We start from the raw sequence: 21,917 nt of genomic DNA, 5'->3' as shown, positions 1-21,917 counted from the left end.
CAATGAAAAGAAATCATGCTGAAATAAACAGGAAAGGCACCGGGAGATTGCAGATCAACCGTTAAGGAAAGGCGCCCCTGGAAAGGAGCGCCTGAGTTTAATACGCTTATTGTATCACAACCGGAACAATAGGTTAAAGCAAAAAGTACATATACTACAAGTTACTTTATCTCACTGCAATATTTTGGGAGAAGTTCGTCAAGACAGGGATTTTTTTTGTGAAAGGCTGAATTACCCCGTTTAATGCATGAAAAGAATAATTTTTGTTTAATTTAGATTGACTCCGGCCGCAGGGCCAGGGCTTATTATTAAGAAAAAGAAACAGATTGGCGCGATGCAAGTGGCAACAACATCGGGTAAATACTCGGTAAAACATTATCCGGACACAATTCAAACGTGGAAAAAGGAAGGAAACTACTTTTATTTCTATACCTCCACCACTATCCTCGAACTGCGGGTCATTTCGGACAAGATCGTCCGTTTCCGGTATGCGGCAGACGGGCAGTTCCAGCGGGACTTCTCTTATGCAGTGAGCGAAAAGCTGGAAGAATCCCCCGAATACTTCGAGATCCGCGAATGGGCGGATTCCTTTGAGATCATCACCACCGCTATCCGCGTGTTCGTTGCGCGGGAAAACCTGCGGATCACCATCACCGATATAGAGGGAAGGATCATCAACCAGGACGAGACCGGCTTCCACTGGCAGTATTACCTCCAGAAAGGCGGCAAGATCGTATACTGCACCAAGCTCATCCAGGAAGGAGAATCCTTTTACGGGCTGGGCGACAAGCCCACGGAACTCAACCTGCGCGGCAAACGCGTGGAGAACTTCGGGACCGACGCTTACGGTTACAGCAAAGACACCGATCCGCTGTACCGCAACATCCCCTTCTATTACGGCCTTCACAACGGCATCGGCTACGGCATTTTCTTCGACAATACTTTCCGCACCCTCTTCGATTTCGGCAAAGAAAGAGAAGACGCGAGCAGCTTCTGGGCGCGGGGCGGGGAAATGAATTATTATTTCATCTATGGTCCTGAACTGCTGAAAGTAGCGGAATCGTACGCCCGCATTACCGGAACGGCTGAACTGCCGCCGCTTTGGGCGCTCGGCTATCACCAGTGCCGTTGGAGCTATTTTCCTGAAAGCAAGGTAAGAGAGATCGCCAAAACGTTCCGGGACAAAGGCATCCCCTGCGACGCCCTGTACCTGGACATCGATTATATGGAAGGTTTCCGCTGCTTCACCTGGAGCAAGGAATACTTCCCCGATCCCAAGGGATTGCTGGGCAGCCTGGCCGCGGACGGATTCAAGACCGTCGTGATCATCGACCCCGGCATTAAAGTGGATCCTGATTACCCCATTTACCAGGAGCTTGTACAAAAAGGCTACGCCTGCAAACGCGCGGACGGCGCGCTGATGGAAGGCGACGTATGGCCCGGCAAATGCGTATTCCCGGACTTCACCGATCCCAAAGTGCGGGAATGGTGGAGCGGCCTCTTCCAGGACCTGACGGCCAAAGGCGTGCGCGGCGTGTGGAACGATATGAACGAGCCCGCCGTGTTCGAGCTGGGCACTTTCCCTGAAGACGTGCGCCACGACTACGACGGCGAGAATGTGAGCCACCGCAAGGCCCACAACGTGTACGGCCACCTCATGAGCAAAGCCACCGCAGCCGGTCTTAAAAAACACCTGATGCCCCACCGCCCCTTCGTGATCACGCGCTCCGCCTATTCCGGCACACAGCGCTGGACCTCCGTTTGGACGGGCGACAATATCGCTTCCTGGGAACATCTCTGGCTGGCTTCCGTGCAATGCCAGCGCCTGTCTGTTTCCGGTCTTTCCTTTGCCGGCAGCGACATCGGCGGCTTTATCGGCGAGCCGGACGGTGAGCTGTACACCCGCTGGATCCAGCTGGGCACCTTCCACCCGCTGATGCGCACACACTCCGCCAGCAACGAAACCGGCTTCGACCAGGATCCCTGGAGCTTCGGGCCCGAATATGAAGCGATCGTAAAATCGTTTATCCAGCTCCGTTACAGGCTGCTGCCTTATATCTACACCACTTTCTGGCAATACGCCGCCTACGGCACACCCATGCTGCGGCCCCTGGCTTTCGTGGCGCAGAACGATCCCAACACGCACGATCTCAACCATGAGTGGCTGCTGGGAGACAGCCTGCTGATCAGCCATGTGAGCGAAGCCGGCATGAAATCCAAATCCGTATACCTGCCCGAAGGCACCTGGTATTATTACTTCAACGACGAGCGCTTCACCGGCGGCCAGGCCGTCACCGTTCCCACGCCGCTGGCCGAAATGCCGCTGTTCGTGAAAGGCGGCGCCGTGGTACCGCAATACCCGGATATGGAATACGTGGGCCAGAAAAAGATCATGGAAATGATCCTCCAGGTATACCACGGCGAAGGTACCACCCACAGCATCCTCTACGAAGACGCAGGCGATCATTACGCATATAAGACCGGGCAATACAACCTCGTCCGTTTCAAACAAACTTCCGACGCACAGCAGTTCCGCCTGAAGAAAAAATTTGTGGGCCGCTACGAAGCGGATTACACCCACCACCGCGTGCGCGTGCACGGCCTGCCTTTCACACCGAAAGAATATGTACAGGACGGCGCCGTTCACCCCCTCCTGCCCGAACATTTTGTACAGGGCGTGATAGAGCTGAACCTTGAAAGGAAATTCGAGGAGCTGGTGCTGAGGTGATCAAACTCACTAAAAAACTTTATGCCATACAGAAACGGGATCACTACGATCCCGTTTTTTTGTGCCCGTAAAAAATTGTTTGCATGTTTAATATCATTCTTCTATATTTGTCTACAAAATCGGTAGACTAATACAAACCAACCATATGTATCACCTGAACTGGATTGCACTTTCCATTGGCGGTTTCCTGTTCTTCATCGGGCTGGAATACCTGGTTTCGCGCCGTACCGGGAAGAACTATTTCCAATTTGCGGAATCTGTAGCCAATCTGAACATCGGCATTGCTGAGAGATTGCTGGATATTTTTGTAACAGGGTTATTTTATTTCTTTTTTGATTACATCTACCGGCACTTCGCCATCTGGAATATACAACCCAACTGGCTGACGTGGTTCCTCCTATTCCTTGCAACGGACTTTGTGTGGTATTGGTATCACCGGCTGGCGCATGAGGTGAACATTCTCTGGGCCGCGCACGTGGTGCATCACCAGAGTGAAGATTTCAACTATACGGTATCCGCCCGCATCACCGTGTTCCAGGCGGCCGCACGCTGCCTCTTCTGGTCGGTATTGCCGCTGGCGGGTTTCCCTCCCGGTATGATCACCGCCCTGCTGCTGGTGCACGGCCTCTACCCTTTTTTTATCCATACCCAAACCATCGGCAGGCTCGGCATCTTCGAATATTTTATGGTAACGCCTTCGCATCACCGCGTGCATCATTCTTCCAACGAAAAATACCTGGATAAGAATTACGGCGACGTGCTGATCATCTGGGATAAGCTGTTCGGCACCTTTGTGAAGGAAGACGATAAAGAACCCTGTGTGTACGGGCTTACCACGCCGCTGAAAAGCCACAGCTTCCTCTGGCAGCAGTTCCATTTCATGCTGGAGCTGGCTACGGCCTTCCGCCGTGCCACCAGCTGGAAACAAAGATGGAACGTGATCTTCGGCAAGCCGGACGATATAGACCCCGCTATCCGCGGGCAGCTGGAAACGGTATGGCTGCGCAAAACTGGAAGCCGTAAACAGACAAAGGGACAACGTATCTACATCATTATTCAAACGGTGGTGAGCATCAGCCTGCTGTTTGCCACCAGCCTGCTGGAAGCTTACATTCCGCCAGGGCTGGCCGTTTTCATTGTGCTTTTCATTCTCGTGAGCCTGGTGAACACCGGCGCCATCCTGGAGCAGAAGAAGTGGTTCTTTTACCTGGAATATGCCCGCATGATGCTGCTGGCGGTTACTTGTATGGCGTACTTCCAGCACCTGTACGTGTTTGTAAGCGTGCTGATCTTCGCCGGGTTATTGACGTTCTATTTCTCGAAGATCGAAAGATCTTTCAAACGCTGGCTTTTCCAGCGCGCATAGCGTAAAATAAATGTCGCGTGGCCGAGTGGTTAGGTAAAGGCCTGCAAAGCCTTTCACGGTGGTTCGACTCCACCCGCGGCTATCCAGCCATTAAAATAAAAAGGAGGAGATGTTATACATCTTCCTCCTTTTTTTTGTTCAGCGGATAAAAGTATTTGGCATAATATTTTTAGCTGTTACAGGTATGAATAATATCCAGATCATCCGGGAACATTTACTGAGAGGCAAAAAGACTGTGGCTGTGGCGGAAAGCGTTACGGCCGGGCTGTTACAGTTTGCGCTCGCGGGCGCTGAAGATGCCGCGCAATTTTTCCAGGGCGGCATTACGACGTACAACCTGGGGCAGAAATACCGCCATTTGCGGATAGAACCTATTCACGCGGAGCAGTGCAACTGCGTGGACGAACAGGTGGCGATAGAAATGGCGAAGAATGTATGCAAGCTTTTCTGCAGCCAGTGGGGCCTTAGCATCACCGGGTATGCCACGCCGGTACCGGAGTCCGACAACCAGCTGTATGCCTGGTACGCCATTGCCCATGGCGATGAGATATTGCTTTCGCAACAGCTCCACGCTACTTCCGGAGCGCCTGCCGCCGTACAGAACTGGTATGCGGACATGGCGCTGACCGCCTTTGCGAACGTGCTGCAATTCGGGCATTGACAACGATCTGACGCTTACCTTTCTTAATACACATTGGCAATATGGCTTTCAACCCGGCGGGCAAACGCGATGCTTATACATTCCTTTCATCAAAAAGGTTTTATCTCCTCTTCACGCTGCCCTCCTTTTTCATAATCCCCTTCCGTAGCATGAATGGCTTCCCTTTCCTTCTTCGACGGCCCGTGTGTGATCTCTTCGCGGCCGGCTTTGTCGCTGGGCTCGTTCAGCTTACGCGCGTTCTCCGCTGCCAGCGTATCGCCCAGCAGGTCGGACATAAACACATGCAGCTTAGCCGTTGAGCCGGATATGATCTTGCTCTCCCCTCTCATCAGCGCCTGGTAGCCGTCCCTCGCCACATTGGCGGGATCGTCCAGCTTCTTTTCCTTATAGGTGACAGTGTTCTGCTGGTGCGCTTTGTGGAAGAAGTCTGTATCTGTAGCACCGGGCAGCAACACGGTAATAGTGATGTTCTTATCTTTCATCTCGTTGGCAAGCGCAGCGCTGAAAGAAAGCACGAAAGCCTTGGTGGCTGCATATACTGACAGCAGCGGCATGGGCGTGGCGCCGGCTTCGGAGCCTACCTGCAATATTTTCCCTTCGTTGCGGTTCACCATGTCGTGAAGGAACAGCTTGGTGAGCGAGATCAGCGCAATAATGTTCAGCTGCACGATATCGATGTCCCTTTGCAGATCGGTGGTGATGAAAGGGCCCCATTCGCCCTGTCCTGCATCGTTCACCAGCACGTCTACCGTGATGCCCATGCTTTTTGCGAAATCATATATTTCCTGCGCCGCGCCGGGCACGAACAGGTCTTTCGCATGGGGCGTGATTTCCACACTATATGCATTTTTCAACTCATTGGTCACTTCCTGCAAACGCGCTTCATTCCTCGCCACGAGGATGAGATGATACCCGTCTGCGGCAAAACATTTCGCCAGTTCATAACCGATCCCGCTGGTGGCGCCGGTGATCAGCGCATAACGGTTCCTGTTTTCGAGGTTCTGGTTTTCCATATCATTCAGGTTTTTTTTGCGTGTTCAAGGGTGCTTTCAGGATGCCGTTCACCAGCTTCTTCCACTGGAAATGCGAATACCCGAGCATTGCGCCGATGGCGGTGAAAAAGTTGCGGATCTTGTCCCACAGCAGCCGCGCGCCGGTGTTAGGCACTTCGTTCCTTCCATATACGCCGGCCTTTACTTCACGCCCTTTTAATTCCACCATGAACGAGCTGGTGGCATATCTTTTAAAGAAATGGGAAACGCGCTGCCTGGGCTGCCCTGGCCTGGCGGCGGGCCTTACGCGCATGATGACGGAAAATGAATTGTCGGGCACATAGATCTGTTCCCGGATATCTTCCACCATCACCCAATCGAACCCGTCTCCTTCGGCATTCCCCGGTCCGGGAACATTGATGCGGATGTAGTCGCCGGGGGAAGCCATCCTGTCCACCGGCTGCCCTTTGTTGCTCATCAGCTGGAAAGAAGCGGTGGCGGTGCCGCTGAAGTCCCTCCAGTTATTGACGGACAATAACCGGTTCATCGCTTTTTCGAACAAGAGCCGCGCCTCGTCTGTGCTGGGAAGTATAATGGACTCGCAGTCGTTCGTGCTGTTGCCCATCAGTTGCGGCGGAATGGCATGAGTGATATCAATGGGTTCCATACATCCTTCTTTTATTATCAAAAAAAAGAGAAAACTATGCCATATAAACAGCTGTAAAGTCCTACTGCTGCTGCCTTGGCATCATTTTTTAATTCATAGAGGCATAACAGGAACACGATATGAACGGATATTCACCATGGTATGCAGCTATACATAAAACGCTTTCGGACGCTACGGCGCAAACAATTTACGACCATTCCCTGCATGGATATTCAATACAGGCACAGCTTACAGACCACGCATTATGGCTTGGGGTGAAATGGCCGGATGGCGGCAGCATTGCAGTGAGAACGGCTTACGCGCCTGATGTGGATCTGCAGCTGATCAAATCGGAAACCTTTGCAGGAGGCGTCAGCTTCGAATTTGAATCGCTTATCGGTCAACATTTTGTGCAAATAAAGTACGAACCGGGGAAAATTCCCGTCTTCCATTGCACAGTCAGCCTGGTACCTTCCCAGCCGGTAACTTTTCCTTTCTGGCCGCGGGACCTTGTAATGTTGGGAAAATCCGCCCATCCCAATGGCCGCGTCCATATCTCGCAGAAAGGCCACCGCTCCGGGCTGTTATTTTTCAGTCTTACCAAACCGGCCACCGGTTCCGTATTGTACTTCCAGCATCTGGGCTCTTTAAAAGATTATAATGAAGACACGCATACCGAAGCCAGCGATGCAGTGGGCGGCCAGTGGCCAGAGATAGGATTTGCGCTTCCTTCCGGCGACCAGCCTTTGCAGGAAGGGAAAGCGTATGTGCTGTCTGACGTAACATTGTTGTTCTCCGAAAAGATCCCGAAGGACGAATTTGAAGAAGCGGAGCAATTCCTTGAAATGCTTTCCGAAGTCTATTATCATTTACCCAAACCTGAAACCACCAGCCACGACTGGCCCGAAATACTGCAAAAATCCCTGCATAACCTGCAACACAACCCTGGCTGCTGGCAACAGTTCGGGCAGAAATCATTCCTGAACGCATACGTCAGCGATTACGACACCCCGCCGGAAACCATGGTGCAGCTGGCAGTGCTGCTGCCGATCATGGATTATGCCGAATGGAGCAGGGAACAAATGCCGCTGGTGGATGCGATCAAAGAAAACATTACTGAATTCTATGACCACAACATTGCGTCGGTAGGCCGCTGGCTGCCCTCGCAGGAAGACCGGCTGAACCAGGCTGAAGAGCATAAAAAGAAACGCGTCATGGATTCCTGGTACCTGCATCACCCTATGCTGAACCTCGGACGGCTAGCTGCTAAAGGCGATAAACCGGCGGCGGAGCTTTTTTTCCGTTCATTGGATTTTGTGATCAAGGTAGCGAGGCATTTTAAATACGAATGGCCTGTTTTCTATAACCTGGACACGCTTGAGGTCATTAAAGCGGAAACAGCGCCCGGAGAGGGCGGCGAAAAAGATGTCGCGGGCATCTATGCACACATTCTTTTACAGGCATATGAAATAACCGGGCAGCAAAAGTACCTGACAGAAGCAAAGAGGGCTGCGCGCTCGCTGAACGGCAAGGGCTTCGATTTGTTTTACCAGGCCAACAACACCGCTTTTTCAGCCAAAGCGTTGCTGAAGCTGTACAACCTCACCGGCGAAAAAAATTTCCTCCGGCTCAGCTACATCTGCCTCGCCAACCTGATGCGCAACTGCGCGATCTGGGAATGCGGTTACGGCAACGGGAAACATATCAGCACGTTCTTCACGCTTTTCCCGCTGGACGATGCGCCTTACACAGCGGTATACGAAGAGCTGGAATGCTTCAGCGCATTTCATGAGTATCTCTTCCAGGCAAAAGATGCGGATGTTCTCCCCTCAGTGCGCCTGCTGCTGGCGGAATATATCCGTTACCTGGTGCACCGGTCCGTTTATTATTACCCGCCCATGCTGCCGCCGGAAATGATCAGCGGCGGGCCTAAAACAGGCGAAGTGGATACACGCCTGTGGATACCGCTGGAAGACCTGCAATTCGGCTGGAACCAGTCCGGCACCGTGGGCCAGGAGGTATATGGCTCAGGGCTTGCCTTCGCCGTTGTGCCCCGGCATTATTTCAAATTCCGCGATCACGACGTAATGCTGTTCCTTGATTACCCTACGGCGGACCACCGGCATGGCGCCAATGGCAGCATGCATTTCACCGTACAGGGCGATGAAAGGCTTACCTGCCGCCTGATGCTCTATTCCCTGAACGGCAAGCCGCTGAAACCCGTGAAAGTAACCGGGAAGCGCGGGAAACAGGTCACGGTATATTCACCAGAAGCGGACGGGGACGGAAAACTCATTGTGAACATACACGGCAATCAAAAAATAACTGTTGAACTCAATAAATCTGTACATCATGGAAAACGCAGCTGACATACATGGGAAACTACTGGAAGGCATTTCAGTGCTCATCACCGGCGGCACCACCGGTATCGGGAGAGCCACGGCACTGCTGCTGGCAGAACATGGCGCAAAGATCCTTTTCTTCGGCCGCCACGAAAAAGAACTGAACGAGCTGACGGAAGAATTCTCCAAAAGGGCGCTGGAAGAAAAAGTAATGGGCATTATTGCGGATGTATCCCGCAAGGATGATATCGATTTTATTTTCCAGCAGGCAGACGGCTTCCTGGGGCAGCTGAATGTGCTGGTGAACAACGCGGCGCTCGGCTACCAGGGCATTATGGAGGGCAATTACGATGAATGGCAGTACATCCTGCAGGTGAACCTCCTGGGCTACATGGCCTGCGCGCATGAAGCCATCAAACGCATGAAAGACAAGAACGGCGGGCATATCATCAACATCGGTTCCATGAGCGCCGACGTCCGGGAAAAAGGCAGCTCTGTATACGTAGCCACCAAAGCGGGCATACAGGGCTTCTCCGAAGCATTACGCAAAGAAGTGAACCCGCTGGGCGTTAAAGTAACCTTGATAGAACCAGGCGCCGTGGGTACGGATATGCAACCCTCCAGCCCCGACGAGCAACGCGAAAAAACCAAAGAGATGGAAATGCTGAAAGCCGAAGACATTGCGCAATGCGTGCTCTACGTGATTACACAGCCTAAACGCTGCGATGTGGTGGAAATAAAGATCCGGCCGCATCTGCAACTGATCTAAACCTCCACACATGAAAAAACATTCCTGGCTGTACCTGAACAGCCTTACCATTGCGTTCATGAGCATGCTTGTGATCTGCCTGGCAGCGCAGGCGTATACCGGGCTGGAACAATTCAATGATGAACTGGAGAAGATGGGCATGGAAGAGGTCTCTTTCGCAGCCTATCTTACCAGTCCTCATTTCCTGGAGGCTACGTTCGAGAACTGGGAAAGCGAGTTCCTGCAAATGGCCATGTATGTGGTGCTTACGGTATGGCTCCGGCAGATCGGCTCCGCGGAGTCCAAGGACCCGGAGAAGAAGGAAGATGTGGACCGCGAGCCCAAACCCGGTCCTGATGCGCCCTGGGCAGTGAACAAAGGCGGTTTGTGGCTGAAGCTGTATAAACATTCCTTGTCGCTGGCCTTCCTGTTGTTGTTCCTCATTTCTTTCTGCCTGCATTTCAAGGGCAGCCTGGGACATTACAATATCCAACAGACCGGGGAGAACAGGCCTACGGCAACCGCGGCGGAATATATCCTGAATTCTAAGTTCTGGTTCGAATCATTCCAGAACTGGCAAAGCGAATTCCTGTCTGTGGCCTCTATTGTATTCCTATCTATTTACCTGCGCCAGTGGGGCTCGCCTGAGTCGAAACCGGTGGATGCGCCGCATATGGAAACCGGGAGATAATGTCTATGCCAGGCGGCTAAAGCGTGGGATCGGGCTGCTCAACTGTTAAGCTGTTGAGCGTTGCCTGGATATGCACGGCATTGTAACGCAGCAGTTTTTCCAGGATGGCGTGCAACACCCTGGGTTCTACCGGTTTGCGGAGGTAGCCGTCCATACCCATGCTGATCACTTCCACTTCCTGTTCCTTAAATGCGTCGGACGAAACGGCTACCACGGGGATATGTTTCAGCTGTTCATCCCTGCGGAGATAAAGAAAGGTGTCGCGGCCGCTCATCACGGGCATGTGCAGGTCCATCAGGATCACGTCCGGCTTCAGCCTGCGCGTCATTTCAATACCGTCAGCGCCGTCGTGCGCAAACCATACCTGTGAAACGCCCAGCCGGGCCAGGAAATGTTTCATGATAGTATGGTCGATATCGTTATCGTCCATTACCAGTATCTTGGAATCGGCGGGCAGCTTGGGTAGTTCCGCAGGTTGAACGGGCAGTTCCTGCACTTCTTCGCTTACCAGCAACGGCAGCGTGATAATGAAATTGCTGCCCTGCCCGGGAGTGCTGCTCACCCGCAGGCTGCCGCCCATGGTTTCGGCTTTGCGTTTGGCAATGGCCAGCCCAAGGCCGCTGCCTACAAACTCGCGGTACAGCTCGCGGTCGCCCTGTTCGAGGGGTTCAAAAATGGCGTCTATCTGGTCGTCTGTAATGCCTTTCCCCTCGTCGCACACCTGCAGGAAGAGCGTGGTTTGTTTATGAAAACAACGCACCCTGATATTTTTGCCGGTGGATGAGAATTTCAGCGAATTGGAAAGGATATTGTTCACCACCTGGCCCAGCATCATTTTGTCGCAGAGGATCATTTCCGGGAAACGGCTGTCTATCTCCAGGTGTATGAGAATGGACTCTTTGCTGGCGATGCTTTGGTAGATGCTCACGGTATGGGTAAGCCATTCCTTCAGCGAGAATGGTTCCGGCCTGAGCTCTTCTGTGGTTCCTGCTTCTATCTTTGACAATTCTAAAACACTGTTTATGAGTTCCATAATGTTGTGGCTCACCGCGTTCATGCTCTTTGCCATTTGCCGTGCCTGCGCGCCTGTGGCGGTATTCAGCCTGCTCATTTCGTCGCTCAGCAGCTCGCTCAGCCCGGCCAGGGTGTTCAAAGGCGTCCTGATCTCGTGGCTTAATTCACTGATGAACTGCGTTTTGGCGGTATTGGCTTTCACAAGCGCGAAAGTACGTTCACGCACCAGCTGCTCCAGTTCTTTGTTGTATTTTTCAAGTTCCCTGCGTTGCCGCTCAATTTCCCGGCGGCTGCTGGAAAGGGAGGTATTCCTGCTGCGCAGCGCCCGCAGCAGGTCCATGATATTATCCTGGTACAGGCTGATAGCGAGGTAATTAAGGAACAGCACCACCGGCATCACCATCCAGCGGTATAGGTTCTGGGTGGTTTGACTTAACGGTAAGGGTTCTACAAGGTGAAAGTAATAAATAAACTCAAGGATTACGAGGCAAATAATTGGCATCAAAACACATACGAACCGCTGCACTTTTTCCTGCGGCCGCCAGATCAGCAGCGCAATGCTCATCATGAACACTGCCAGCAGCTGCACCTCCGTCACCCTTCCCAATATGGCGCCGTAATAAAGTATAACGAGGATATATAGAACGTATGCGCCTATACGGGAAAACATGTGCCGCTGCTTCCCGTTCAGCCAGATCATGGCGAAGAAGGCAGGGCAGAAAAAGAACACTGCGGGTATGAGTATAAGCATGGAACGGAGCAGCATGTAGAATGCGATACCATAAATGGCCACCAGGATGCCGGTAGCCAGGCTCACGACATTCACTACTCTGATCCTCCTGGCTTCTTCTTTTTCTGACATTTGCAGGATGCCCGTCCGGTATACCTGCTGCATACGGGCGCGGAATAATTGGGATAATAAACGCGTCATCACGAATAGGTTTTATAAAGGAAACGTCCTGGAAATCCAGGTGCCCGGCCAATTACAACGGTTTTTCATTTCACAGGCCAAGGATATGATTCAGCCGGGTGCTACTTAGTTTTGGTCAATAACTTCTAAAGGGCGCTATTTTAAAAATAAGAATTTCTGTCCTGCCGTGTTATATACGAAAAAAGGTATCATCCGGATTTTTATTCTTTTCCTTTCTTCTTTTTCCCGCCGGTGGCTGCCTCATGGGGCAATGGGGTACCTTGGGGCTTCGGCCTGTTGCCGATCACTGAATTGCTCAGCTCTCCTCTTTCATAAGTTTCGCGCATCATCACGCCGTCTTCATCATACACTTTCCATTCGCCGTGTTTCACGGAATAACCTTTGCGTGTTACCTCCGTCAGCGTTTCCTGTCCGCTCACCGGGTCTACCACCGCGATGGTATCTTTCTGCCCATCGATATCTACGGAAAGCATATTGCCGGTGGCGCTCACTTTGCCGTTGGGGTAATAGTATTTGCAAAGGCCATCCAGCACGCCGTTCTTAAAAGTTTCTTCGGCCATCACGTCGCCGTCTGCCGAATATTTTTTCCATACGCCTTCCTTGCGACCGTTCTTATAAATACCTTCCCAGCTGTAGCCCGGCTCCCCGCGCAACGATGGCACCTGTTCCACCCAGGGCCCTTGTTTACGGTTTTTGGCGTCCGTTTGATTGGCGGCGGTTTGAGCGGAAGCAAACACCGCGAGGCAGCAGCAGATGATCAACAATGATAATTTTTTCACAGGAGGATGGATTTATGATCACAAATTAGTCTTTTTCTTCAAATGTAAAAGGCCCCGGACATACGCGGGGCCTTTTACCTGGAAAATATAGGTTATGAAAGTTTATTTACTGAGTGTGATGGTTGGCAGTTTCGTATCCCTGTTACGTTCTATCGTAACGCCGGTGACCGTGGTATCCTTATACCCGTTGCCTGCGTTCACGAATACGCTGTAGGTGCCGGTTTTAAGACCGCGTACCTTGAACTCGCCCTGCCGTCCCGGGATGGCATAAAGGGAATCGAGGTTGTTGTATACGGTGATCACGGCCTCGGCATCAGTGGGTAACACTTTACCTGAAACAGAGCCGGTCTGGCGTACGGTCCATACGTGGATAACGGGTTTGAGAATGAATTTGCCCCTGCTTACCTGGATAATGGAACGCTGAACATCGAAATCGAGCCAGAGCTGGAGGTTATCGGGGGTAACTTCATCCCATTCTTCATGCCTTACTTTGATCAGTATTTTCACCTGGCCGTTGATGGATTTAAGCGGATAGGTTATGCTGTCTTTAACCAGTGAATTGTTGGGGCCGAGGGTGATGCGGATCTTTTCGATGCGGCCTTTCGGAACATAGCCGTTGGCAAGGCTGGTGTCCACCCCGTTACGGAGCGCCAGCATGTCGTATACGCCGGGGTTGATGCCGAGCGTGTCCCATACTTCGCAGTCTTTATCCCTGTCCCTGTCTTTCCAGTCTTCCCACCAGCCGCAGCGGTCGCGGTCGTCCCAGCGGTCGTCATCGTCGTCGTTGCCCCTGTTGTTGCGGGAGCAGGTATCCACGAGCACTTCAACCCGTTGGATGTCAATTAAAACCTGGTCGAAAAGGCCGGGATCGTCCGTCAGTCTGAGGCTAACCTTTTGCATCCCTTCCGGAACCTTTTCAGGCGCGGCCGAATCGTTTTTTGTACATGCGTAAATAATAATGGAAAGGGCGCCCAGCAACAACAACGGCAGGCCCATTTTACGGAACATGTTTTTCATAATAAAGAATGGTTTAAGAGTGATAGTTTTTCAACCCGGTTAAAGCTCTTATAGTGTCCGGCATCACCGTTCCGGATAATGTTCCGGGTGATGTCCGTGTTGTATTTCAGATAATGGTTACCTTAAAACGCATCCTCACAGCTCCTTATTGCGGCATCCTTTAGATCGCTACACCAGTGAAAGGTTTAACCGTTATTATCAAATTTTCCCAAAAAATAAACTGGGCTGTGTTCGTTTAGGCAATGGGCACAGTGTTTTTTGGGAAAATTTGATAATAACTCCGCCCGTAAAAGAAACAGGAGTAGTGGGCTGGGAATGTATAAGCCTGGGGGTTTTTCGATCAGGTATTTGGTAATAAACGCTTGAAAAGGGATTGAAAAGGATTTGTATTAGGGTTGGATTAGTGCCCGGATTTGTTAATAGAAAAATTCCCGGGAAGGCCACGAGGCTGCCGTCGCCATTGCTTTAAACAAACGTCAGCTTGATACGCCAATTTTCTATTGGTACTGCAAAGGACGAATGGCTGATTTTTTTAAAAAATGCTGTGCCCGCCACCAAGACAGACACAGCCCAGTTTATTTTTTAAAAAAATCAGCCATTCGTCCGCCCCTTTTTGAGGATGGTGGCGCCGAGGGGCGGGAGGCGGAGATGAATGTCGTATGGTTTGCCAAACCTGCCGGGAATGGGTTTGATAACGCCTGTGTTTACGACCCCGCTGCCATGGAATTCCGGGGAATCACTGTTCAGTATCTCCTCGAAAGGTTCGCCCCAGGGAATGCCGACGGGATAGTCTTCCCTGGGAATGGGCGTCATGTTGAGGGCTACGATCAACACTTCGCCTTTTTCGCTTTTGCGGGCAAAAACGATGATGCTGTTCTCCTGGTCCGCCAGGTGTACCCATTCAAAGCTTTTCCCGTCGAATTGTGTCTGGTATAATGCGGGCTCGGAGGTATACAGTTTGTTGAGGGCTTTTACATACTGCTGAAGACCGCTGTGGGTGGGATGTTTCAGCAGATGCCAGCCCAGTTCCGACTTGAAGTTCCATTCCTTCGTGTCGCCAAATTCGTCGCCCATGAAGAGCAGCTTGGTGCCGGGGTGCATGAACATGTAACTGTACAACAGCCGCAGGTTGGCGAACTGCTGCCAGTCGTCGCCGGGCATTTTATAGATCATCGGGCTTTTGCCGTGCACTACTTCATCATGACTGAGCGGGAGCATGAAGTTCTCGCTGAAGGCGTACATGATGCTGAAAGTGATTTGGTTGTGGTACCATTTCCGGAAAAGCGGGTCTTTTTTAAAGTAATCCAGCGTGTCGTTCATCCAGCCCATCATCCACTTCATGCCAAAACCAAGGCCGCCCATGAAAACAGGGCGGGATACGCCGTAGAAGGAAGTGGATTCCTCGGCGATGGTTTGTGTGTCCGGGAAGCGGGAATAGATGACCGAGTTCATTTCTTTCAGGAAGGCGATGGCCTCCAGGTTCTCATTGCCGCCGTGAACATTGGGTTCCCAGGTGCCGGCCTTGCGGGAATAATCCAGGTGGATCATGGAGGCCACTGCATCCACACGCAGGCCGTCTATATGGAATTTATCCAGCCAGAAACAGGCGTTGCTGAGCAGGAACGACTTTACTTCGTTGCGGGCATAATTGAATACATAGCTGTTCCAGTCCGGGTGGAAACCTTTGCGCATGTCCGCATATTCATAGCAGTGGCTGCCGTCGAAGCGGTACAGTCCATGGTCGTCGTACGGGAAGTGAGAGGGCACCCAGTCCAGGATCACGCCGATGCCGGCCTGGTGAAAGGCGTCTACCAGCGCCATAAAATCCTGCGGGGAACCGTACCTGCTGGTGGGCGCGTAAAAACCGGTAAGCTGGTAGCCCCAGGAGCCGTCGAACGGATGCTCCATCACCGGCATGAACTCTACGTGGGTGAAGCCCATTTCTTTTACGTAGGGCACCAGCATGGCGGCTATTTCACGGTAGTTGTAAAATACCTCATGGTTGTCCGGATCGGGCCTGCGCCATGATCCCAGGTGCATTTCGTACACTGAAAAAGGGCTTGTAAGACTGTTCTTGGACGCTCTTTTGTTCATCCATGCAGCGTCTTTCCACTTGTACTGCAGCTGGGTGGTCACCGAAGCCGTTTTGGGCCTTACTTCCCAGAAATTGGCAAAGGGGTCGCCTTTCCGGAGCTCTTCCCCGGAATTGGAGCGGATAAAGTATTTGTAAAGGGTATGATCTTTCAGGTGGGGCACAAACCCTTCCCAGATGCCGGATTTATCCCAGCGGGGGAATAAAGTATGGCTGTAGGTGTTCCAGCTGTTGAAGTCGCCGATCACGGAAACGAAGGCCGCATTGGGCGCCCATACTGCGAAGTAAGTGCCGGCCACGCCTTCGTAGGTAAGGGCGTGTGATCCGAACTTCTCGTACAGCCGGTCGTGTGAGCCTTCCTGGAATAACTGGATGTCCTTCGCGGAGAATAATGTAAAAGGTTCTACGGGTTCCAGCTTCCGGAAGGGTTCTTCATCGCGTGGAATAATATTTTTCTTTTGTTGGGTCGCCATACCTTGCAGTGAGTGCTTTCCTTACAAGGTAAAAAATAACCCGCAAACTATCGCCTGCGGGTTAATTTTTTTATCATGATGGTGATTATGAACGTTTTCCACGGAAACCGCTTCCACCGCTACCGCTCTTGGAGAACTCGCGGCGCGGGCGGAAACCGCCGTCTTCGCTGCCAGACCAGGTTTTGCGGGGCTTGTCGCCATAGGAACGGAAACCGCCGCCGCCAGACTTGCGTTTATCGCCGTCCTGGCTGGTCTCGATCCTTACGGAACGGCCGTTGTATTCCACTTTGGTAAAGCTTTGCTGTACTTTTTCCACTACATCGTTTTCCACTTCAAAGAAGGAGTAAACGCCTTTCAGGTCTATACGGCCGATCTTGTTGCCGCGCAGGCCGGTATTGTCGCAGAGGAAGCGCAGCATGTCGCCGCGGGTGAAATTGTCAACAGAACCGAGGTTGATGAACAGGCGGGTGAACTTGCCGGAGAAGCGGTTGCTCAAGGAGTTCTCGTCCGCGCCACGGCGTTCTTCTTTCACGTTCAGGTCCGGTGCATCCTGGTAGTATTCCAGGAACTCATTGAATTCCAGGGAAGCGAAGCGGCGGATCAGGTCTTCTTTGGACAGGTCAGCGAATTCTTCGTATATACGTCCCAGGTAGGGATCGATTTGTTCTTCGTTTACGGTTACGTTGTGAACTTTGTGCACGAGCGCAAAGAGTTGTTTTTCACACACGGCAAATCCATCGGGCACTTCAGATTTCACGAATTTTTTGCCGAGCACCCGCTCGATCTGGCGGATCTTGCCGATATCCCTGCCGCCTATGATGGCGATGGAAATACCGGTCCGGCCTGCACGGCCGGTACGGCCGCTACGGTGTGTGTAGTTCTCCACGTCGTCGGGCAGGTCGTAGTTGATCACGTGCGTTACGTTATCCACGTCGATGCCGCGGGCGGCTACGTCGGTGGCTACCAGCACCTGGATGGATTTTTCACGGAAGCGTTTCATCACTTTGTCCCTCTGCTGCTGGGTAAGGTCGCCATGCAGTGCGTCTGCATTGTAACCGTCGCGGATGAGGGATTCGGCGATCTCCTGTGATTCTATCTTGGTACGGGTAAAGATAATGCCGAAGATCTCGGGGTTGAAGTCCACGATGCGTTTCAGCGCCGCGTATTTGTCGCGGGGGCGCACTACGTAGTATTCATGCTCAATGTTGACGTTGCCGCTGTTCTTGCTGCCTACGGTCAGTTCGAACGGATTTTCCATATAGTTCTTGGCGATCCGGCGCACTTCTGCGGGCATGGTAGCGGAAAACAGCCAGGTGGTCTTGCTTTCCGGGGTGTTGGACAGGATGCTGTTGATGTCTTCCTGGAAGCCCATGTTCAGCATTTCATCCGCTTCGTCGAGGATCGCGTAGCGAACGTTGTCGAAGTTGATGGCGCCGCGCTCGATGATGTCCAGCAGGCGGCCGGGGGTGGCTACCACGATGTGGGCGCCGCGTTTCAGCTCACGCAACTGCAAACCGATGGCAGTGCCGCCGTATACGGCTACAATGCTCAGGTCGCCGAGATATTTGGAGAAGTTCTTGAGATCGTTGGTGATCTGTAAGCACAGCTCACGGGTAGGGCACAAAATGAGGCCCTGTGGCTGGCGGATCTTAAGATCCAGTTGATGAAGCAGGGGAAGGCCAAAGGCAGCGGTCTTACCGGTACCCGTCTGTGCCAGGCCCACAAAATCCCGGTCGCCGCCCAGCAATACGGGAATGGCTTGTTCCTGGATCGGGGTAGGGCTCACAAACCCGAGGTCGGTTACTGCTTTCAGCAGGTTTTCCTGCAGTCCTAATGATTCGAATGTTGTCATTTAATTTTTTTCGGTGGCCCGCTTGTTTTTTTAACAGGCCGGGTGATCAATACGCCGGTGTCAATCAGTTGTAAACCATTTTAAACCAGCTCTCCTTCCAAGTCATAGTCGAACGCCTTGGTAATTTTAACCTGTACGAAATCTCCGGGTTTCAACTTCTTGTCCGTGTTAATGATCACTTCATTATCCACCTCTACTGAATCGAACTCCGTGCGGCCCAGGTATCGGCCGGATTCTTTTTTATCTACTATTACTTTAAATACTTTTCCTACTTTCTCCTGGTTCTTTTCCAGGGAGATCTCCTGCTGCGTTTCCATAATATCCTGCGCGCGGCGTTCTTTCTCTTCGGCGGGGATATTGTCTTCCAGCTCGTAAGCGGAAGTGTTTTCTTCATGACTGTAGGTGAACACTCCCACCCTGTCGAACCGCACTTCTTCCAGGAAACGTTTCACGTCTTCCACATCTTCTTCCGTTTCGCCGGGGAAGCCAGCTATCAGCGTGGTGCGGAGGCAGATGCCGGGCACTTTTTCGCGGATGGTCTGCACCAGGTCGAATATCTCCTTGCGGGTGATCTGGCGCTTCATGGCTTTCAGCATGGGGTCTGCAATGTGCTGCAGGGGCATATCCAGGTATTTGCAGATGTTGTCCCTTTCACGCATCACGTCCAGTATTTCCAGCGGGAACTTGGTGGGATAGGCATAATGCAGCCTGATCCATTCCAGCCCCTTCACGTCCGCCAGCGCATGCAGCAGCTCGGCCAGGCGGCGTTGTTTGTACAGGTCAAGACCGTAATAGGTCAGTTCCTGCGCGATGAGCATGATCTCCTTCACCCCGCTTTTCACGAGCTTTTCCGCTTCCGCCACCACCTGTTCGATGGGCTTGGATACGTGCTGGCCGCGCATCAGGGGAATGGCGCAAAAAGCGCAGGTGCGGTTGCAGCCTTCGGATATCTTCAGGTAAGCGTAATGAGACGGGGTGCTGAGCAAACGTTCGCCGATCAGCTCCGCTTTATAATCCGCATCAAACTTCTTCAGGATGAGGGGCAGTTCCATGGTGCCAAACCAGGCATCCACGCCGGGTATCTCTTTTTCAAGGTCGCCGCGGTAACGTTCGCTGAGGCAGCCTGTCACAAAAACCTTGTCCAGCTTACCCCTGCTTTTCAATTCCACCTGGTCCAGGATGGTGTTGATGGATTCTTCTTTTGCCTTATCAATAAACCCGCAGGTGTTCACTACCACGATATTATGGTCGCGTTTGGCATTTTCATGCACCACATCGATGTCGTTGGCTTTAAGCTGGCCGCTCAATACCTCGGAATCAACCATATTCTTGGAACAACCCAGCGTTATAATATTAACCTTGTCTTTCTTTAAAGTTCTTGTCTTCAAATAGCAATTTTTAGAATTTGCCACGAAGACACGCAGACACGCTCAGAAAATACAGCAGGCAAGCTGTTTGAGTGACTATGAGCCTAAGTGGAGGTCTAATGAGAAGTTGCAAAGGTAATCAAATAATTTGAATTACACAGGTTTATCGCTCCGGTGCAGGTTAATTTATTGTTATAACATCAATTTCAGGCAAGCATGCGGCGCATCGCGCGTTCAGCCCGTTCGTTGGCTACTTTTCTTTTATAATGGTACCACCATTCCGGCGCCATTTTGATGAGCAGGTTGTTCATACTGCGCAGGCCGGCAATGTGGTAGAGGCCGTTCAGCTTGCCGCTGATACTCTGGTCCAGGGCGCGAAGGCTCATGGCAAAGCCGCCGTCCAGGTATTCCATGTGATGCCAGTAGCCGCTGGGCATAAACATCGTATCCCCGTGTTCCAGCACTGTGGTATAGGCTTTGGCGTAGCGGAGGGCGGGAAACTTATGCTCGTCCAGGCGCTCGCTCCAGTTCACAAAGCTGGCAGCGCTTTCCACGGTCATGGGCATACGGTATATAAGGTCCGACTGGCTGTTTTCCAGCAGCAGCACCCTTTTGCGGCCAATGAACTGGGTATGGAAGATGTGGCTGAGGTCGATATCGTAATGCATGTGGGCAATGGACCCTGCGCCACCTACAAAGAGCATGGGGTATTTTTTGAGGAACCCTTTCATGAGGAAGTCCGGCCAATTAAAGTCCTGCACGAGCTGTGGCGCATGCTGGAAGATATTGAACAGGAAGATGCGGAGCTGCACGGGCCCCTGCTGTATCATATCCAGGTATTTGCCGAAGGTGATATAGTCGTCTGCGCCGTTTACGAGGGTTTTGGCGCCGGCCCGTTCGTTGTTGTAAACACCAACGGTCTTGTCTCCCACCAGCGACTTGAAATAATCCCAGGTCCACTTTTCATAAGCTGGCCAGGATTTGGACAATCCGGTAATGATCAAGGGTTTACGCGCCTCATAATAACGGGTCCTGAATTCTTCTGGTGTGATGTTCTCAACTCGATCTATGGATTGCAATTGCATAAACACGAATTGTTAAAGGGTGAAAAAACAAAATGATACCAAATTTAACAAATAGATGCATTCCGAGCGCAGAGTGTATAAAAGGTTGATAATTTTGAGGTTAGCGGCTATACCAGCCATAAAAAAGCCGGAAGCAAAACTTCCGGCTTTTGATATTCCATGTTAAAGATCAGTCATTTAGATTAAAAAGCGTATCGACGAACGCTTCTTTGTCAAACACCTGCAGATCCTCCATCTTCTCCCCTATGCCAATGTATTTTACGGGTATTTTGAACTGGTTGGCAATGGCCAGCACTACGCCGCCCTTGGCCGTTCCGTCCAGCTTGGTGATGGCAAGAGAGGTAACTTCCGTGGCCGCGGTGAACTGCCTGGCCTGTTCCAGCGCGTTCTGGCCCGTGGAGCCGTCCAGCACCAGCAACACCTCGTGCGGCGCATCGGGGATCACCTTGTTCATTACACGTTTGATCTTGCTGAGTTCGTCCATCAGGTGCAATTTGTTGTGCAGGCGGCCCGCAGTATCGATAATGATCACGTCCACATTGCGGGCGGCTCCGCTCTGCACGGTATCGAACGCTACGGCGGCGGGATCCGAGCCCATTTGCTGTTTTACGATGGGCACGTCCACCCTTTCGCTCCAGATGGTGAGCTGGTCTACGGCGGCGGCGCGGAAAGTATCTGCGGCGCCAAGCAGCACGGATTTACCGGCTTTTTTGAAGTTGTAGGCGAGCTTACCGATGGTCGTGGTTTTGCCAACGCCATTTACGCCGACTACCATGATCACATATGGTTTTTTGCCCTCCGGTACGTCAAAATCCCTGAAGCCGCTGTCCGGCGCATCCACCAGGATTGCTGCCACTTCTTCTTGCAGTATCCTGTTTAGTTCACTGGTATTCAGATATTTATCTTTAGAAACGCGATCCTCTATCCGGCTGATGATGCGGACGGTAGTATCCACGCCAACATCCGCTGCCACGAGCGCTTCTTCGAGGTTATCCAGCACTTCGGCGTCTACGGTGGATTTGCCGGCGATGGCGCGGCCTATTTTGGAGAGGAAACTTTCTTTTGTTTTCTGCAGGCCCTGATCCAGACTTTCTTTCTTTTCGCGGGAAAAGAGTTTATTGAAAAAACCCATA

16 protein-coding genes and 1 tRNA gene are annotated in these 21,917 nt (G+C 52.0%); 7 read left to right on the top strand and 10 right to left on the bottom strand.

Translation table 11 applies throughout. The features are described 5' to 3' along the window. Positions 1 to 334 precede the first annotated feature (334 nt). From ACTJIK_RS21895 to ACTJIK_RS21880, 4 genes are all read left to right on the top strand, one after another. Complete coding sequence (locus tag ACTJIK_RS21895) at positions 335 to 2,728, top strand: glycoside hydrolase family 31 protein (protein WP_440649673.1); 2,394 nt, start codon at positions 335 to 337, stop codon at positions 2,726 to 2,728. A gap of 145 nt (positions 2,729 to 2,873) precedes the next feature. Further along, the gene (locus tag ACTJIK_RS21890) at positions 2,874 to 4,094 is read left to right on the top strand and encodes a sterol desaturase family protein (RefSeq protein WP_440649672.1); all 1,221 of its coding nucleotides are present in this window, start codon (positions 2,874 to 2,876) and stop codon (positions 4,092 to 4,094) included. Between the two features lie 11 nt (positions 4,095 to 4,105). Continuing rightward, a tRNA-Cys gene (locus ACTJIK_RS21885) sits at positions 4,106 to 4,180 on the top strand. A gap of 98 nt (positions 4,181 to 4,278) precedes the next feature. Continuing rightward, complete coding sequence (locus ACTJIK_RS21880) at positions 4,279 to 4,755, top strand: CinA family protein (protein WP_440649671.1); 477 nt, start codon at positions 4,279 to 4,281, stop codon at positions 4,753 to 4,755. 89 nt (positions 4,756 to 4,844) lie between these two features. Here the strand turns inward: ACTJIK_RS21880 and ACTJIK_RS21875 are convergent, their stop codons facing one another. Both ACTJIK_RS21875 and ACTJIK_RS21870 read right to left on the bottom strand, forming a co-directional pair. After that, positions 4,845 to 5,768, bottom strand: a complete 924-nt coding sequence (locus ACTJIK_RS21875; RefSeq protein WP_440649670.1) for an SDR family NAD(P)-dependent oxidoreductase — start codon at positions 5,766 to 5,768, stop codon at positions 4,845 to 4,847. A 1-nt stretch (position 5,769) separates the two neighbouring features. Continuing rightward, positions 5,770 to 6,414: a hypothetical protein gene (locus tag ACTJIK_RS21870; protein ID WP_440649669.1), complete on the bottom strand. Its 645-nt coding sequence runs from the start codon at positions 6,412 to 6,414 to the stop codon at positions 5,770 to 5,772. A 119-nt stretch (positions 6,415 to 6,533) separates the two neighbouring features. Between ACTJIK_RS21870 and ACTJIK_RS21865 the strand changes: the two genes are divergently transcribed. Genes ACTJIK_RS21865 through ACTJIK_RS21855 form a run of 3 tightly spaced genes read left to right on the top strand, consistent with a single transcriptional unit; the run spans position 6,534 to position 10,174 of the window. After that, positions 6,534 to 8,762 carry a hypothetical protein gene (locus ACTJIK_RS21865; protein ID WP_440649668.1) on the top strand — a complete coding sequence of 743 codons (2,229 nt, stop codon included), beginning with the start codon at positions 6,534 to 6,536 and terminating at the stop codon, positions 8,760 to 8,762. Then, complete coding sequence (locus ACTJIK_RS21860) at positions 8,746 to 9,504, top strand: SDR family oxidoreductase (protein ID WP_440649667.1); 759 nt, start codon at positions 8,746 to 8,748, stop codon at positions 9,502 to 9,504. Before ACTJIK_RS21865 ends, ACTJIK_RS21860 begins: the two co-directional genes overlap by 17 nt. 10 nt (positions 9,505 to 9,514) lie before the next feature. Beyond that, the gene (locus tag ACTJIK_RS21855; RefSeq protein WP_440649666.1) at positions 9,515 to 10,174 is read left to right on the top strand and encodes a DUF6766 family protein; all 660 of its coding nucleotides are present in this window, start codon (positions 9,515 to 9,517) and stop codon (positions 10,172 to 10,174) included. Positions 10,175 to 10,190: 16 nt separating this feature from the next. Here the strand turns inward: ACTJIK_RS21855 and ACTJIK_RS21850 are convergent, their stop codons facing one another. The 8 genes from ACTJIK_RS21850 to ftsY all read right to left on the bottom strand — a co-directional run bounded on the left by ACTJIK_RS21850 (position 10,191) and on the right by ftsY (position 21,916). Then, positions 10,191 to 12,119, bottom strand: coding sequence for an ATP-binding protein (locus tag ACTJIK_RS21850; RefSeq protein WP_440649665.1), 1,929 nt, complete (start codon positions 12,117 to 12,119; stop codon positions 10,191 to 10,193). Between the two features lie 200 nt (positions 12,120 to 12,319). After that, a complete protein-coding gene (locus tag ACTJIK_RS21845) occupies positions 12,320 to 12,898 on the bottom strand; it encodes a toxin-antitoxin system YwqK family antitoxin (protein ID WP_440649664.1) in 579 nt (192 codons plus the stop codon). Positions 12,899 to 13,000: 102 nt separating this feature from the next. Continuing rightward, complete coding sequence (locus ACTJIK_RS21840) at positions 13,001 to 13,915, bottom strand: DUF4382 domain-containing protein (protein WP_440649663.1); 915 nt, start codon at positions 13,913 to 13,915, stop codon at positions 13,001 to 13,003. Between the two features lie 591 nt (positions 13,916 to 14,506). Then, positions 14,507 to 16,480, bottom strand: coding sequence for a 1,4-alpha-glucan branching protein GlgB (gene glgB, locus ACTJIK_RS21835; RefSeq protein WP_440649662.1), 1,974 nt, complete (start codon positions 16,478 to 16,480; stop codon positions 14,507 to 14,509). 85 nt (positions 16,481 to 16,565) lie between these two features. After that, positions 16,566 to 18,332, bottom strand: a complete 1,767-nt coding sequence (locus tag ACTJIK_RS21830) for a DEAD/DEAH box helicase (RefSeq protein WP_440649661.1) — start codon at positions 18,330 to 18,332, stop codon at positions 16,566 to 16,568. 80 nt (positions 18,333 to 18,412) lie between these two features. Next, complete coding sequence (gene rimO, locus ACTJIK_RS21825; protein WP_346320219.1) at positions 18,413 to 19,720, bottom strand: 30S ribosomal protein S12 methylthiotransferase RimO; 1,308 nt, start codon at positions 19,718 to 19,720, stop codon at positions 18,413 to 18,415. Positions 19,721 to 19,905: 185 nt separating this feature from the next. Beyond that, on the bottom strand, positions 19,906 to 20,784 hold the full coding sequence (locus ACTJIK_RS21820; protein WP_440649660.1) for a cupin-like domain-containing protein: 879 nt from the start codon (positions 20,782 to 20,784) through the stop codon (positions 19,906 to 19,908). A 169-nt stretch (positions 20,785 to 20,953) separates the two neighbouring features. Further along, positions 20,954 to 21,916: a signal recognition particle-docking protein FtsY gene (gene ftsY, locus ACTJIK_RS21815; RefSeq protein WP_440649659.1), complete on the bottom strand. Its 963-nt coding sequence runs from the start codon at positions 21,914 to 21,916 to the stop codon at positions 20,954 to 20,956. Position 21,917 lies beyond the last annotated feature (1 nt).

The sequence above is a fragment of the Chitinophaga sp. 22620 genome (assembly GCF_052044405.1).
GTDB lineage: Bacteria > Bacteroidota > Bacteroidia > Chitinophagales > Chitinophagaceae > Chitinophaga.
Note: the sequence above shows the minus strand (reverse complement) of the source record. Positions and strands in the feature narration are given on the sequence as shown.

What these genes read in the sequence shown, in the direction of transcription:
- ACTJIK_RS21840 (WP_440649663.1), bottom strand. Translation starts at nt 13,915, where the DNA reads ATGAAAAACATGTTCCGTAAAATGGGCCTGCCGTTGTTGTTGCTGGGC.
- ACTJIK_RS21855 (WP_440649666.1), top strand. Translation starts at nt 9,515, where the DNA reads ATGAAAAAACATTCCTGGCTGTACCTGAACAGCCTTACCATTGCGTTC.
- ACTJIK_RS21895 (WP_440649673.1), top strand. Translation starts at nt 335, where the DNA reads ATGCAAGTGGCAACAACATCGGGTAAATACTCGGTAAAACATTATCCG.
- ACTJIK_RS21880 (WP_440649671.1), top strand. Translation starts at nt 4,279, where the DNA reads ATGAATAATATCCAGATCATCCGGGAACATTTACTGAGAGGCAAAAAG.
- ACTJIK_RS21820 (WP_440649660.1), bottom strand. Translation starts at nt 20,784, where the DNA reads ATGCAATTGCAATCCATAGATCGAGTTGAGAACATCACACCAGAAGAA.
- ACTJIK_RS21870 (WP_440649669.1), bottom strand. Translation starts at nt 6,414, where the DNA reads ATGGAACCCATTGATATCACTCATGCCATTCCGCCGCAACTGATGGGC.
- ACTJIK_RS21850 (WP_440649665.1), bottom strand. Translation starts at nt 12,119, where the DNA reads ATGACGCGTTTATTATCCCAATTATTCCGCGCCCGTATGCAGCAGGTA.
- ACTJIK_RS21830 (WP_440649661.1), bottom strand. Translation starts at nt 18,332, where the DNA reads ATGACAACATTCGAATCATTAGGACTGCAGGAAAACCTGCTGAAAGCA.
- ACTJIK_RS21860 (WP_440649667.1), top strand. Translation starts at nt 8,746, where the DNA reads ATGGAAAACGCAGCTGACATACATGGGAAACTACTGGAAGGCATTTCA.
- ACTJIK_RS21865 (WP_440649668.1), top strand. Translation starts at nt 6,534, where the DNA reads ATGAACGGATATTCACCATGGTATGCAGCTATACATAAAACGCTTTCG.
- ACTJIK_RS21875 (WP_440649670.1), bottom strand. Translation starts at nt 5,768, where the DNA reads ATGGAAAACCAGAACCTCGAAAACAGGAACCGTTATGCGCTGATCACC.
- ftsY (WP_440649659.1), bottom strand. Translation starts at nt 21,916, where the DNA reads ATGGGTTTTTTCAATAAACTCTTTTCCCGCGAAAAGAAAGAAAGTCTG.
- ACTJIK_RS21890 (WP_440649672.1), top strand. Translation starts at nt 2,874, where the DNA reads ATGTATCACCTGAACTGGATTGCACTTTCCATTGGCGGTTTCCTGTTC.
- glgB (WP_440649662.1), bottom strand. Translation starts at nt 16,480, where the DNA reads ATGGCGACCCAACAAAAGAAAAATATTATTCCACGCGATGAAGAACCC.